The 13893-nt window shown below is 67.5% G+C and carries 11 protein-coding genes; 3 read left to right on the plus strand and 8 right to left on the minus strand.

Annotation, left to right across the window (positions count from 1 at the left end; genetic code table 11):
• Positions 1 to 181 (plus strand): hypothetical protein (locus RCH07_RS18070; protein ID WP_326968875.1); only part of this gene is annotated, 181 nt, incomplete at its 5' end.
• A gap of 195 nt (positions 182 to 376) precedes the next feature.
• Here RCH07_RS18070 and RCH07_RS18075 read toward each other — a convergent pair.
• The 6 genes from RCH07_RS18075 to RCH07_RS18100 form a co-directional block, all read right to left on the minus strand.
• Complete coding sequence (locus RCH07_RS18075) at positions 377 to 550, minus strand: hypothetical protein (RefSeq protein ID WP_326968876.1); 174 nt, start codon at positions 548 to 550, stop codon at positions 377 to 379.
• 119 nt (positions 551 to 669) lie between these two features.
• The gene (gene atzF / locus RCH07_RS18080; protein WP_326968877.1) at positions 670 to 2520 is read right to left on the minus strand and encodes an allophanate hydrolase; all 1851 of its coding nucleotides are present in this window, start codon (positions 2518 to 2520) and stop codon (positions 670 to 672) included.
• Positions 2517 to 6338 (minus strand): urea carboxylase, encoded by a 3822-nt coding sequence (gene uca / locus RCH07_RS18085; RefSeq protein WP_326968878.1) that lies wholly within the window; start codon positions 6336 to 6338, stop codon positions 2517 to 2519. The genes atzF and uca overlap by 4 nt, the downstream gene beginning before the upstream one ends.
• Positions 6335 to 7018, minus strand: a complete 684-nt coding sequence (locus RCH07_RS18090) for an urea amidolyase associated protein UAAP2 (RefSeq protein WP_326968879.1) — start codon at positions 7016 to 7018, stop codon at positions 6335 to 6337. The genes uca and RCH07_RS18090 overlap by 4 nt, the downstream gene beginning before the upstream one ends.
• A complete protein-coding gene (locus RCH07_RS18095) occupies positions 7015 to 7890 on the minus strand; it encodes an urea amidolyase associated protein UAAP1 (RefSeq protein WP_326968880.1) in 876 nt (291 codons plus the stop codon). Before RCH07_RS18095 ends, RCH07_RS18090 begins: the two co-directional genes overlap by 4 nt.
• A 72-nt stretch (positions 7891 to 7962) precedes the next feature.
• The gene (locus RCH07_RS18100; RefSeq protein WP_326968881.1) at positions 7963 to 9480 is read right to left on the minus strand and encodes an amino acid permease; all 1518 of its coding nucleotides are present in this window, start codon (positions 9478 to 9480) and stop codon (positions 7963 to 7965) included.
• A gap of 227 nt (positions 9481 to 9707) precedes the next feature.
• Here RCH07_RS18100 and RCH07_RS18105 point away from each other — a divergent pair, with 227 nt between their 5' ends.
• Positions 9708 to 10385 carry a TetR/AcrR family transcriptional regulator gene (locus RCH07_RS18105; protein ID WP_326968882.1) on the plus strand — a complete coding sequence of 226 codons (678 nt, stop codon included), beginning with the start codon at positions 9708 to 9710 and terminating at the stop codon, positions 10383 to 10385.
• Positions 10386 to 10513: 128 nt separating this feature from the next.
• Positions 10514 to 11407, plus strand: a complete 894-nt coding sequence (locus tag RCH07_RS18110) for an SDR family oxidoreductase (RefSeq protein ID WP_326968883.1) — start codon at positions 10514 to 10516, stop codon at positions 11405 to 11407.
• Between the two features lie 138 nt (positions 11408 to 11545).
• Here RCH07_RS18110 and RCH07_RS18115 read toward each other — a convergent pair whose 3' ends face one another.
• The gene (locus RCH07_RS18115) at positions 11546 to 13183 is read right to left on the minus strand and encodes an alkaline phosphatase D family protein (RefSeq protein WP_326968884.1); all 1638 of its coding nucleotides are present in this window, start codon (positions 13181 to 13183) and stop codon (positions 11546 to 11548) included.
• A 74-nt stretch (positions 13184 to 13257) separates the two neighbouring features.
• On the minus strand, positions 13258 to 13725 hold the full coding sequence (locus tag RCH07_RS18120) for a hypothetical protein (RefSeq protein ID WP_326968885.1): 468 nt from the start codon (positions 13723 to 13725) through the stop codon (positions 13258 to 13260).
• Positions 13726 to 13893: the final 168 nt, after the last annotated feature.

A 13893-nucleotide genomic window follows, 5' to 3' on the forward strand; every position in this document is an offset into this window, starting at 1 on the left:
GTATCAACAAACTTGGCACACTATTGAGTTCTCAAACAACAGACACACCCGGCACCACCACAACCACACGGTCGCGGATCGCTCCGGAGCAACTTTTCAAACTTACCCGGTCCCGGGAACCAAAGCAAATCAACGTTTCCGCGATTTACATTTCCACGAGTGGATCCCCGCCCGTCTTTAGCGCGCAAATTTGTGCGCCATTTCCAGGCTGTTTGTCAGGGGGTCGGTCGCTATCTTTCCGCATCAGCGGCGGCGACTCGAACGACATTACACGGCCGGGGCACCCCACGCAAATCCGCTCGTAGAGCAGCTTCAGCGTCGCCCAATCCCCCCAAAATGACGGGAACTTTGGACCGCACCGGCCCGCGCTGGCGCATCATTCCACCGTTACCTTGGGATCGGTTGCTGCTGGGGATGGGCAGTAGCTGGAGTCACCCGGCAGCAACCACCAGTATTGCCATTCTTCCAAGTCTGCCGCGTCCGGCGGAGCCTTTGCTGCCGGGCCCGAACTGGGCGCGAGCAGGGACCACCATTTCTTGATGTTGCGCACCGTTGTTCCTTTCGATCGTTTACGCCGGGGCGATATGGACTGGTTTGATTGGGAGCTGAATTCCGGGCGGCGGGCCGATGTCCCGGGTTCGAGAGGATCCCCGGGAGCGAGGCTCACAGCTAGCTGGGACTGGTACCCGTCTGCAGCCCACGCATGAACCCGGTCAGAAGCGCGCCGCCGAGGTTGCCGCGAGATTTCTGTTCGGCCCGGGATTCAGCTACCGCGGCCAACCAGTCGCCATGACGGGTGATGTCCGTGCCGTTCTTGGCGGCCACCGCGTCGCAGGCGAAGCCGACGGCGCTGGAGCCGTCGCTCAGGCGCACGGAGCCAAGGAGCATCGGCTCGGGCAGTGCTGCCAGGAATTGCCCCAGAGCCGCTTCCGAAAGAAGCCAGCGCTCGGCCACAAGTTCCGCCCCATCGTCCGAGCGGTACACCCCGGGCTTCGGTGGCCGGGTATCCAGCGAAACCATGCGGTAGCGTGCCGCAGTGTGAACGTGCCCGTCCCAGGAGGCTCCCAGCGTTTCGAGTTGGTGAGCCAGCGGTTGCCCCTTGCGGTGCGCCCCCACCACTACCAGGGGTACCGAAGACGCGCCGGCCCGGACGGGCCATGGCTCTCCAGGCCGCGACTGCTGTGCAGGAGCCGCCCCGGCCGCGAACAGCGCCGGGGGCAGCGGCGGGGTTTCGATCCGGCGGGCAATGTCGGCCACCACTGCGTCGTCGAAGGTTCGTCCCACCACGGTGAGCCCGAACTGGGATCCGTCCACCTCGCCGGCAGGCACGGCCACGGCACACAGATCGAACAGGTTGCAGAAATTGGTGTAGGTACCCAGCCGGGAGTTCACCCCCAACGGGTCGGCAGCGACGTCCTCCAGTCTCGGGTGGAATGGCGCAGTGGGTACGACCATGGCATCGAACCCCTCCAGCCGCGCCATGGCCTGCCGCTTTAGTCCGTCAAGCCGGGCGGTGTCTGCAACATACCTGTGCGCCGGCACCTGGCCTGCGCCGCGAACAATTCCGGCAACAGTCGGATCCAACGCCGCAGGATTGCCGGTACTGCCGCCAGCGGCGTCAACGAATTCCCCGACGGCAGCATAGCGCTCGGCCACCAGCCCGCCGTCGTACAGCAGGAGCGCGGCCTGCAGGAACACCTCGAACTCAATCGGTTCAGTGTCGATGTCGGCAGCCTGGAGGGCGGCGATCTGGCGGCCAAACTCGGCCGCCCAGGCCGGCGGAAGCTCCGGGAGGCTGGATGGATAGGCAACGCGCGGCCGGGCCGGTGCAGCCAGCCGGGCATCGGCGGGCCACGGGCGCGCGCCACCGGCCATGATGCCCACCGCCAGCTCAGCGGTGGCCAGATCCCTCGCGAAAATGGTGACGGCGTCCCAAGAGCGGCACGCCGGTACTACCCCGGCAGTAGAGACCACGTTCAGCGTCGGCTTGATGCCAACGATTCCCTGGAGTCCTGCTGGGACGCGCCCCGATCCGGCGGTATCCGTGCCGATCGCGATGTCCGCCAGCCCCAGGGCCACAGCCACGGCCGAGCCGGAGCTGGAACCGCCGGAAATATGGTCCGGGCGGCGCGCATCGCGGACCGCCCCGTGCGGGCTGCGGGTCCCTACCAGCCCGGTGGCGAACTGGTCCAGGTTGGTCGCGCCCACGACGACCGCTCCTGCTGCCCGCAGCCGGGCTACCGCCTCGGCATCCTGCTTCGGGGTGAAAGCAAAGCCTGGGCACGCCGCGGTGGTGTCAATCCCGGCCACGTCGACGTTGTTCTTCACGGCGAGGAGCAGCCCTGCCAGGGGCAGGTCCGTGCCGGCAGCCACCGCGTGATCGACAACCGCTGCCTCGGTTAGCAGCTCATCCGCAGACCGGAGGGTGATCCAGATTTCTGGCCGGTCCGCGGCCTCGATGGCAGCCAGCGCCGCCCGTACCCGGGCAGTTGCGCCCGGTCCGGCATTCGTGATCCTCATGCTGCCGCCCCTTCCAGTTCGTGGCTGATATCCGCTTCCGGCGAGTCCGTCCCGGAGGTGTCCGCGGGCAGCCCGAGAACCACCAGGGCTTCGCCGCCCACCACTTGGGAGCCGGCTACCGGCAGCACCTGCTGCACCACGCCGTCGCACGGCGCGGCCAGCACGGTTTCCATCTTCATCGCTTCCAGGGACATCAGCGGCTGGCCCTTCACCACGTGCTCCCCCGCGGTGACGTCCACCTTCCACACACTGGCGGCAAAGGGGGCAGCCACCAGCGTGCCGCCGTCGGGCATCACCAGCTCTTCGGCGTCGGGCACGACGGCGGCTGCCGCGTCGGCGCGGTCGAACTCGCCGGCGTCCGCCCACACCTGACGTTCGACGGCGAAGGCAGCCGCCTGCTTATCGCGGAAGGCTGCGATGGACTCACTGTTCCGGGCCAGGAAGTCCTCATGTTCGGCAAGGGAGAAGGTGCCGTCTGCGATTTCGACGCCGCGTCCCCGTCCGGCAGCCATGTCCGCCCTCAGGTCCAGGAGCTCTTCCGGGCTGACCGGATACCAGGAGATGCGGTCAAAGAACCGGAGGAGCCAGGGTGAACCCGGTTCGAACGGCGCCGAGTCGGCGTAGCGGGACCACACCTGGGTGGTCCGGCCGACGAATTGGTAGCCTCCGGGTCCTTCCATGCCGTAGATGCACATGTAGGCTCCGCCGATTCCCACGGCGTTTTCCGGGGTCCAGGTCCGGGCCGGGTTGTACTTGGTGGTGACTAGGCGGTGCCGGGGATCCAGGGGTGTGGCCACGGGGGCGCCCAGATACACGTCGCCCAGGCCCAGGACCAGGTATTCCGCGTTGAAGACCGTGTCGAAGACGTCGTTCACGGAGTCCAGGCCGTTGATGCGGCGGATGAACTCGATGTTCCACGGGCACCACGGAGCGTCGTCCCGGACGCCGGCCATGTAACGCTGGATGGCTTCGCGGGTGGCCGGATCATCCCAGGACAGCGGCAGGCGCACGGTGCGGCTGGGCACCACCAGTTCCGAACTGGCCGGCAGTGCGGCCTCGATTTCCTGCACCAGACCCAGCAGTCGCGGGGCGGGGAGCACTGAGGGATCCACCTTGATCTGCAGGGACCGGATCCCGGGCGTGAGGTCCACGATCCCCGGCATGCGGAGCTGCTCGAGGTGCTGGTGCAGGGCGTGCACACGGGCCCGCAGGCTGAGGTCCAGGACCATGTCGCCGTATTCGACCAGGAGGTTGTCATCTCCCGAGCGGCGGTAGGTGACCGCGGGCCGCCCGGGGCCCTCGGGCACCCGGCCCAGCACGCCGTCGTCGCCGTCCCCGCGGCGGATGCCGGAGCCGGATGCCGGCGCAGCGCCGGAATTCAAGCCGGCGGCACCGCCGGCGGTCCGGGACCAGCCGGCATGCCCCGGGAGCAGCAGCTGCCGGCCCGGTCCCAGTTCCTTGGCCGACGGCGCCTGGCTGGCTTCCACCGGTACGAAGCGGACGGTGTCGCCGGGGCGGAGCTGGCCTAGCTTCCAGCGGTCGGCCGTCACTACGGTCACGGGGCAGACGAAGCCGCCGAGGCTGGGACCGTCCGGTCCGAGCAGGATCGGGGTGTCGCCGGTGAAGTCCAGGGCGCCTACCGAATAGGCAGTGTCGTGAATATTTGATGGGTGCAGTCCTGCCTCACCGCCGTCGTTGCGGGCCCACCGCGGTTTGGGGCCGATGAGGCGGACTCCGGTGCGGGCGGAGTTGAAGTGCACTTCGTAGCTGGCGGCGTAAAGATCGTCGATGTCCTCGCGCTGGAAGAACTCGGGGGCGCCATGGGGGCCCTCTACTACCGTCAGCTCCCATGCGGACGTCAACACCGGCCTGCTGTCCAGGGGAACGGCGCCGGCCGGGCCGGCAGCTGCCGGCCGGGTGGCCGACGCCGCATCCGTGGCAGGGTCCACGGCCGTGTCCAGGGCCACAGACACAGCCCGCAGCACATCGCCGGACCGGAGGACGCGGCCGCCGTGGCCGCCGAACTGGCCCAGGGTGAAGGTGGACGCGCTGCCCAAATATTGCGGAACGTCGAGTCCGCCCTGGAACAGGATGTAGCCGCGGAGGCCGGGCCCTTCGGCGGTGCCGACGTCGAGCGTGCCTCCCGCAGGGACCGTCACCGGTTCCCAGGCCGGAACTTCCGCGCCGTCCACGGTGAGCGTGGTGGGGGCGCCGGCCACGCACACAGTCGTCGCGTGGGTGAAGTGCAGACTGGGGCCGGTCATGGTGAACTCGAGCCCGGGGGCGCCTTCGGGATTGCCGAGTGCCTGGTTGCCGAGCCGGAAGGACAGATCATCCATCGGGCCGCTGGGCGGAACCCCTACCTGCCACAGGCCGGTCCGGCCGGGCCAGTCCTGGACTGAGGTCTGCAGCCCGGGCCGTTCCACGCTGATCCGGGGTTCCGGGTCACCCACATCGTTCAGGGTGCCGGTGGAATGGCTGGCGTCGCGGACCACGGCCAGTGCCGTCACGGCCCGGAGCATCCCCAGGTTTGTTTCGATGCCGTCGATCCGGGTGGCCTTCAGCGCGGCGCCGAGCCGGTCGAAGGCCTGGTTGCGGTCTGTGCCGGTGGTGATGATTTTGGCCAGGAGCGGATCGTAGTTGGTGGACACCTCGCTGCCGGTTTCCACCCAGGCATCCACGCGCACGCCGTCAGTTCTGGGGTAGACGGCGTTGGTGACGGTCCCGGAACTGGGCTGGAAGTTGCGGGCCGGGTCCTCGGCATAGAGGCGGGCTTCGACGGCGTAGCCGGAGACCGGGATGCTGTCCGGGCGCCCGGCCAGCACACCGGCTGCGTCGTCGCCGCCCTGGGCCAGCCGAAGCATCCACTCCACGAGGTCCACGCCGGTGACGGCCTCCGTGACGGGGTGTTCCACCTGAAGCCGGGCGTTGACCTCAAGGAAAGACGCCTCCTGGCGGACCGGGTCGTAGACGAACTCCACTGTCCCGGCCGAGCGGTAGTCCAGCGATCCGCAGAGGGCCCGCGAGCTGCGGTGCAGTTCGTCCCGGAGTGCCGCGGGCAGATCCGGTGCGGGCGCCTCCTCCAGCACTTTCTGGTGGCGGCGCTGCAGCGAGCAGTCCCGGTCCCCCAGGCTCACCACCCGCCCCTCGCCGTCACCGAAGACCTGTACCTCCACGTGCCGGGCATTCTCAACGTAGCGCTCGGCGAAAACGCCGGCTGTGCTGAAGCTCGAGCCGGCCAGCCGCGCCACCCTGGGGTAGCTCTCGGTGAGCTCGTCCTCGGTGCTGCACACGGTCATCCCGATGCCGCCGCCGCCGCCCGTGGCCTTGAGCATGAGCGGGAAGCCGATGTCCCGGGAGGCAAGCACGGCAGCGTCCACGTCCGGGAGCAGGTCCGAGCCGGCGATCATGGGCACGCCGGCGGCCCGGGCGGCGTCCCGCGCGGTGTGCTTGGTGCCGAAAATCCGGAGCTGTTCCGGCGTGGGCCCCACGAAGACCAGCCCGGCGGCCTCCACCGCTTCGGCGAAGCCGGCGTCCTCCGAGAGGAAACCGTAGCCTGGGTGGATGGCGCCGGCGCCGGAGGCCGCGGCCGCTGTCAGCAGGGCCTCGACCTTAAGGTAAGAGTCCTTGGCCGGGGCGGGGCCCAGGAGCACGGCCTCATCCGCCAGCCTGACGTGGCGGGCGCCCCGGTCCGCCTCCGAGAATACGGCCACGGTGCGTAACCCGATTTTCCGGGCGGATTCAATGATGCGGCAGGCGATTTCGCCCCGGTTGGCGATCAGCAGGGTGTCGAACAGTGGCGTTTCGAAGCGGTTCACAGGGCGGCCTCCGGGCGGATCACGATCATGCGGACGGGCGTGGGGTTGAAGCCGTTGCACGGGTTGTTGATCTGCGGGCAGTTGGAGACCAGCACCAAGGTGTCCACCTCGGCCTTGAGCGCCACCCGCTTGCCCGGCGCGGAGAGGCCGTCCACGATGCCGAGGGCTCCGTCCGGGTCCACCGGGACGTTCATGAACCAGTTGATGTTGGAGACCAGGTCACGCTTCCCCAGCCCCCATCGGGAACCCTCGATCAGGAAGTTCTCCACGCAGGCATGCTGTTCGCGGGTGTGCTGCCCGTAACGCAGCGTGTTGGATTCCTGCGAGCAGGCCCCGCCGATGGTGTCGTGGACTCCCACCTCGTCCGCCACCACGGTCATCAGCGGCACCCCGGCGTCGGAGCGGAGGACCGAGCCGGTGGTCAGCACGATGGAGCGCTGCGCGGCGAGGGTGACGGCGGCGGAGTAGCGCACCTTCGTGTCGCCTGCGGCGTAGAGCAGGCAGTCCACCGCCTGGTTGCCTGCAAGGTCCACGATGGTCAGGACGTCACCGGCCGCCACGATGCCGGACCAGGGTCCGCGCGCTTCCACGTATTCATCCAGGATGACTTCGCCGGCCGCGAGCGCTTTTTGGCTCGCGGTGGCGGCCGGGGGTGTCAGGGTAACAGTGGCAATGTTCATCGGGCGTTCCTTGCGGTGAGGTCGTGTTCGGTGTTGTTCAATGCCTGCCGGTGTTCGGGGGTCAGCGGCCCTGTCAGGAGCCCCTGCTCAAGCAGGCCGAGGTCTTCCGGGGCGTGCCAGGCGACGACGTCGACGGCAGATCCGGTGAACTCCGGCCGCGGATCCAGCGGATGAGCGGTATTCGCCAGGAGCACCACGGCGTCCATGTGCAGGAGTATTTCGACGGCGGCGCCGGCACCGGCGGTTCCGGCGAACCGGATACTGCCATCCGGGTCCACCCGGATCCCCTTGAACAGGGAGACCGACGGCGCCACGTCCCGTGCGTCCAGCCCCTGCTTCAGTGCTCCCAGGGTCAGCAGTTCACGCCCTGCGGGCGAGCTGCTGTGAACCGTTCCGGCGCCGTAGCGGGCGGTGTTCCCGGCCAGCGTGGTGGTGCCGGTCAGGGCGTCGTGGCGTGCGGAGCTATCGGCCACGATCGTGCCCATCAGCCGGCCGGCGTCGGACAGAAGCGGGTGTCCCGCCGCGGGGTACGCCTGCCACGGGACTTTGACGGTGTCAGCCATATTGAGCCGTTCATGGAGCGCCCCGCTACGGTAAATCAAGACGTGGACGCAGGCGTCACCGCCGGTGTCCGTGAGTCGGATCCGGTTGCCGCGGGCCAGCGGCAGCGCGGTGTAGCGGCCGAAAGCCACGGATTCGGCCCAGCTCAGGCGTTCCCTGGCGGTCCGGGGCAGGCCGGCGGTGAGCCGTGCCGGCGCGGAGGCGGCCGGGACATGCCGCATGGTGTCGGCCGTGCGGCCGTGCTGCTCCCGGGCATGCGCGCGGGCTCCGGCAGTGGTGGCGGTGGCTGGTGTCTCGGTGGTCTGTGTCATGTCACTCCTGGCGTGGGCGTGTCGTTGCGCGGGTGGGTGGTCAGCAGAGCCTGACGTCAGGCGCCGGCGGGGTCAGGCGTCGGTGCGGCCGGCCGCCTTGGCGCCGGAGCGCCGGATCCAAATGCCGAGCAGGAGCACGATGCCCACCATCAGCGGGGCGGAGTAGAGGAGGATGCCGTTTTCTCCGGACGGGTCGTACACTTCGGGCCGGGGCCACGCGAGGTTGACCACCATCACGGCGCCGTAGAGCACCGCGAGGATGTTGACCGGAAGGCCCCAGCGTCCCAGTGAGAACAGCCCTGCCGGCATGGCCTGGCCCACCCTGTCCCAGTCGCCGCGGAAGCGGCTGAGCAGCTGTGGCACGGTGACCAGGAGGTAAGCGAGGTAGACCATGACGATGCAGACACTGGAGAGTGTGGTGAAGAGCGCGGCGTTGCCGACGTTGATGGCCAGGACACCCACGGCCAGTGCGCCGATGGCAATAGAGGGCCACATCGGAGTGCCGCGGGTGGGATGGACGGACGCGAGCAGCGCTGACGCGGGAAGTTTGCCGTCACGCGCCATCGAGAACACCAGGCGCGAACCGGCCGTCTGGATGGCCAAGGTGCAGACGAAGATAGCCACAGCCACGTCCACCAGGAGCACCTTGCCCCAAAACGTGCCCAGGACCGCGGTCAGCACGTAGGGCAGGCCCTCGGTGGCGAGCCGGCCGTCGTCAAGGCTGGGAGCAGCCATCAGCGCCGTCACGATCATCAGCGCACCGCCGATACCGGAGATGATCAGGGCCGAGAGGATGGTGCGGGGTGCCGTGCGCCGGGGGGACTTGGTCTCTTCGGAGAGCTCACCGGCGGAGTTGAAGCCCACCATGACGTACGCGGCCATCAGGCCCGAGACCATGAACGCGCCCACCGCTCCGAGGTCGGACCCGGCCATAACAGTGGTGTCCATGACGACGTCGGGTCCGCGCTGGGCGGCGGTGATGAGCGCCAGGATCACGGCGACGACGCCGACGATTTCGCAGGTCACGCCCACCGAGTTCACGTGGGCCATCAGCTTGACGCCCAGGGAGTTGATCACGGTGGTGACCACCAGCAGGATGGCTCCGAGGACGACGGCGTTCGCGGCGCCGCTGGTGGTGTTCAGCGCGGCATCGCCTCCCACCAGCTGGAAACCGTCCCAAAGCTGAGGGAGCACAACCTGCATGGCAATGGCGGCTGCGGCGGCTGTCACAACCTGTGCCAGGGCCATGAACCAGCCCGCAAACCAGCCGACCGTTTCGCCACCAACGCGCCGTGACCATTGGTAGACGGCTCCGGAGATCGGGTAGCGGGCGGCAAGTTCGGCAAAATTCAGGGCCACCAGCAGCTGTCCGATCAGGACTACGGGCCAGGTCCAGAAGAAGGCCGGGCCGGCAAAGGAGTAGCCGAACGCGAAGAGTTGGAAGATGGTGGTCAGGATGGAAACGAAGGAGAAGCCTGCTGCGAACGAGGCATAACGGCCGAGCTTGCGGTGCAGGGACGGCTCGTAGCCGAGTGATGTGAGGTCTGCATCGTCGGTCTGCACTGATGGGGGAAGAACAGTGGATGTCATCGGGATCTCCGGGGCTGGAACGGCGTTGGGGTTGATGCGTTCCGGCAAATGCAGCGCTGGACCCGAGCTGCGGAATACCGGTCAATTGATAGTTTTCCAGTCGAAGATCCCGGACTCGTTTCCCCGACGTAAAAGGTTCATTGACAGGTTGTTTCCGTTGCGTTTCCCTAGCCTCACCATCACTAAGGCAACAGCGCAGGGTCTCGCCAAGGTGCAAGAATGATGCCGTGACAACAGCCGGCCCCGGGCGCCCCCGCAAGCAGCAACCATCCCGACCTGGAGCCACGGCCCGCGAGGAAATCCTCGATGCCGCGGCCGAACTCTTCACCACCCAGGGCTACGCCACCACGTCCACCCGCTCCATCGCGGACGCCGTCGGGATCCGCCAATCGTCCCTTTACCACCACTTCGGCACCAAAGACGACATTCTTGAGGTCCTGCTGGCGGGCACGGTGGCCAGCGGCCTCGCCGTTGCCCGCACGATCTGTTCCGGGAACGACGGCGAGCGCAGCCCCGTGGCGGCTGCGGCACGGTTGCACGCCGTCGCACTCTATGACGGAACCCAACTGTGCAACGCCCGATGGAACGTCGGGGTGCTCTACAACTTGCCGGAGGCCCGCAGCGCGCGGTTCCACAGCTTCACGGAGGACAGAAAGGAACTCCGAGGGTTGTACCAGCGCTTAGGCTCAGAACTCCCCGGCAATGGCTGGACCAGCCGCAGCCAGAACGGGGATCTGGCGTTTCGACTTGTGGAGTCCCTGGTCAGCCTCCGCGCCGACGGGCTGACCACGCCGGACTCCCCCCGACAGGCGGCCGACGCCGGCATTGTCCTCAGTGGCATGGCGGACAGCCTTGCTGCGATCAAGACACACAGTGCTGCGCTCGTTGCGCGAATGACTTCGTAACCGGCTCCAGCCCTCCCCGCGGCGTTGCTGCCGTGACCGGATGAGGGCTAGGGTTGATGCTAAGCATGCTTAGCATGCGCGTGCATACAAGCTGTCCGCGCAGAGACCCAAAGATCCGGAGGAGCACCATGACTGACCAGTACACGTTCAGGAACCCCGTTACGGCGTACGAGCAGATCGAGCCGCCCGAACAGAGCCAGCCGGAACCCGGCCTGGACGCCAAGCTGATGCCGAAGGCCGACCTGGGCGAGGACAGCTACCGCGGCACCGGCCGGCTGGTGGGCCGCAAGGCACTCATCACCGGCGCGGACTCCGGAATCGGCGCCGCGACGGCCATCGCCTTTGCCCGCGAGGGTGCCGACGTCGTGATGTCCTATCTGCCGGAGGAAGAAGAAGACGCTACCCGGATCGCGGAGCTGATTGAGAAGGCCGGCCGCAAGGCGGTCAAGGTTCCAGGCGACCTGAAGGATTCGGCGGTGTGCCGTGACCTCGTGGAAACCGCTGTGCGGGAGCTCGGCGGCCTGGACATTTTGGTAAATAACGCCGGCAAGCAGGTGGCGCAGAAGGCGCTCGGCGACATCACTGACGTCGAGTTCGACCACACCTACAAGACCAATGTGTACGCCATGTTCTGGCTCACCAAGGAGGCCCTGCCGCACCTGCCGGCGGGGGCGAGCATCATCAACACCACCTCCATCCAGGCGTACAGCCCCTCGGCCACGCTGGTGGACTACGCCTCCACCAAGGCGGCGATCAACAACTTCACCAAGGGCCTGGCCCAGCAGCTCGCACCCAAGGGCATCCGGGTCAACGCGGTGGCGCCCGGTCCCATCTGGACCCCGCTCCAGGCCAGCGGCGGCCAGCCCACTGAGGACCTGCCGGAGTTCGGCAAAGAGACTCCGTTGGGCCGTGCCGGCCAGCCGGCTGAGCTGGCGCCGGCCTACGTGTTCCTCGCCTCGTCCGAGTCCAGCTACGTCATCGGCGAGACCCTCAACGTCAACGGCGGCATGCCGACGCCGTAGCCGCCGGCGCTGAAATCGTGAGTGCTATGCGCTGATATGTGGATTGGGTTGTCAAGGGGCCTCTCCCGGGATTTCGGGAGGGGCCCACCCGTGAGTGGGGACCGTCCGCTCCAGAGCGGCTTTACTGCCAGTTCGGCCTCACCGCTCCGGCTGCAGGGCCTTGCTCCAGAGCACCCCGCCGTTGGCGTCCCGCAGGCTCACGGTGAAGACGTCTCCCTCGCCCAGGTCCACATGGCCGAAGTACTGGCTTTTTCCGCTGCGCGGGGACTCGTTCGCATAGGCGCCGGCCTGGAAGAACGCGACCTCCGGCCCGAAGGTCCCGTCCAGCTTGTTCGGTCCGAAGCTACCGGCGTTGATGGGACCCGCCACGAATTCCCAGAAGGGGTCGAAGTCCTGGAAGGACGCCCGCTCCGGCGAGTAGTGGTGGGCCGCGCAGTAGTGCACGTCGGCGGTCACCCAGACCACGTTCTTTACCCGGTTTCGTTTGAAGGCGGAAAGCACGCCGGCGAGCTCGAGCTCCTTACCCAAGGGGGCGCCGTCGTCGCGGTTGGAGAAGGACTCCTCGTTCACCGGACCGTCCGGCACCACCAGGCCCAGCGGGAGATCGTTGGCTATGACTTTCCACGTGGCCTTGGACCTGCTCACTTCGCGGATCAGCCAGTCCGCCTGCTCCTGGCCAAGGATGTGCATCAGCTGCATCTCCTTGCCGTCCGTGTTGGGGTCCTTGAAGCTGCGCATGTCCAGGCAGAAGATGTCCAGTTGCGGGCCGCGGGAGATCTTTCGGTAGATCCTGGCGGGCTCGAAACCTGTAGTGCCGTCGCTGCGGCCGGCGATCGGCTGGTATTCCTGCCAGGCCTGGCGTCCGCGGGCGGCGAGGACGTCCACGCGGCGTTCGGTGTAGCGGTCATCGGTGAGAATCTGACCCGGGTACCAGTTGTTGTGGGTTTCGTGGTCATCCCACTGGGCGATCACCGGGACCTCGGCGTACATAGCGCGGATGTTCTTGTCCATCATGTTGTAGCGGTGCCGGCCGCGGAACTCGCTGAGCGTCTCGGCCACCTTGGCCACTTCCGCAGTGACGAGGTTGCGCCAGATCTGCCCGTCAGGCTCAGTGACCTGCGCGGGGATGGGGCCGTCGGCGTAGATCGTGTCTCCGGAGTGGATGAAAAAATCCGGGCGGGTGGCGTGCATGGCCGCGTAGCCACGCATACCGCCGATCTCCTCGTTGATGCCCCAGCCCTGTCCGGCGGTGTCGCCGGTCCAGACGAAGCTCTGCGTCCTCGGCGAGTGTCCGCGGCGGAAGCCGCCGGCTCGCTGGGAGGCAGGGCCGGGAGCGGTGCAGTAGGATCCACGCGCGGTTTCGCCGGCGTTGCCCTCGGCGTCCTCAAAGTGCATGCTGACCGCGAAACGGGTTCCAGCGGGGAGGCGATCCGCGTAAATTTTGGCGGTGAAGTCCGTCGCCTCGCTGGCGGCGCTCCCCCTCAGTACCCGCTGGAAGGCCCGGCCGCCGCGGAGCGGGGACCCGTCGTCGTCGACTGCCAGCAGGCTGGCCACCAGCTGGCCGGAACCTGACGCGCGGGCCCACAGCACGCCGGAATCGGCGGTGACGTCGCCCGTGGCGATACCCGAGGGAAGGGTCAGACGGTTCCGGACCAGCGCGACGCCGGACGGCCGGGCCGCGCTGGCGGGGGCGGCGGCAGTCCCTGGAACGACGGCGACGGCACCGGCGGCGGCAATGGCACCTTTGAGGATGATTCGGCGGGTGTAAGCAGTCATGCTCCCATCGTTGCTTGCCCGCGTTAACCGGCGATGGCGACGATGTGAACGCTGTAGTGACGTCGAGAGCGGCGTCAGCGGGCCGGCGCGTCGTCCACGAACGCCACCTGGGCCGTGTATTGCTGGTACAGCTTCAGCGCATCGTCAATGGCGATCCGGCCAAAGCTCAAGGTGTCCTGCAGCCCTTCAAGCTGGGCCTTGCAGGTCTCCGCTGCGCTGACCCGGTCCGCGAGGGAATGGGAGTTGGCGAAATTCGTGGCCAGCGCCGCGGCGACGGACAGCAGCACGGCCCCCAGGCACAGGACGCGCCACACCACGGAATCGTCGGCCAGCGAGAAGACACCCTGGATTGCGTTGGTGAATCCTGTGCCCCTGAATGCCGGACCGGCGGTGAGCATGGCGGCAATTGCGCTGCCCACGACGCTGATGTTGGAGAGCTGGTTCCGCCGTGGCCGTTCCCGTCCCAGATAGGAGCGGACCGCTTGTTGCTTCTGTTCGATGCGGGTGGACAGCAATTGACGTGTATCCGGTGTTTCATTCATGACCTGCTACCAGCCTCCCTCGCCAACGGCGCCTGCGTCCAGATTCCCACCGCCCCACTTCGGTGTCCAGACCCCGCGTTGACTCATAGAAAATGCGCGCGAAGCAGGTATCGAAGAATCATTTGAGAATGCGCGCGTAGCGGTGCGCCTGTCCGTTCCGGTTCGCCG

It is taken from the genome of Arthrobacter sp. CG_A4, from assembly GCF_035985125.1.
In the GTDB taxonomy this organism is placed as follows: domain Bacteria; phylum Actinomycetota; class Actinomycetes; order Actinomycetales; family Micrococcaceae; genus Arthrobacter.

Bases quoted from the DNA above. Each gene is read 5' to 3' on its own strand.
- atzF (WP_326968877.1), bottom strand. From the start codon at position 2,520: ATGAGGATCACGAATGCCGGACCGGGCGCAACTGCCCGGGTACGGGCG.
- RCH07_RS18090 (WP_326968879.1), bottom strand. From the start codon at position 7,018: ATGAACATTGCCACTGTTACCCTGACACCCCCGGCCGCCACCGCGAGC.
- RCH07_RS18095 (WP_326968880.1), bottom strand. From the start codon at position 7,890: ATGACACAGACCACCGAGACACCAGCCACCGCCACCACTGCCGGAGCC.
- RCH07_RS18100 (WP_326968881.1), bottom strand. From the start codon at position 9,480: ATGACATCCACTGTTCTTCCCCCATCAGTGCAGACCGACGATGCAGAC.
- RCH07_RS18110 (WP_326968883.1), top strand. From the start codon at position 10,514: ATGACTGACCAGTACACGTTCAGGAACCCCGTTACGGCGTACGAGCAG.
- RCH07_RS18115 (WP_326968884.1), bottom strand. From the start codon at position 13,183: ATGACTGCTTACACCCGCCGAATCATCCTCAAAGGTGCCATTGCCGCC.
- RCH07_RS18120 (WP_326968885.1), bottom strand. From the start codon at position 13,725: ATGAATGAAACACCGGATACACGTCAATTGCTGTCCACCCGCATCGAA.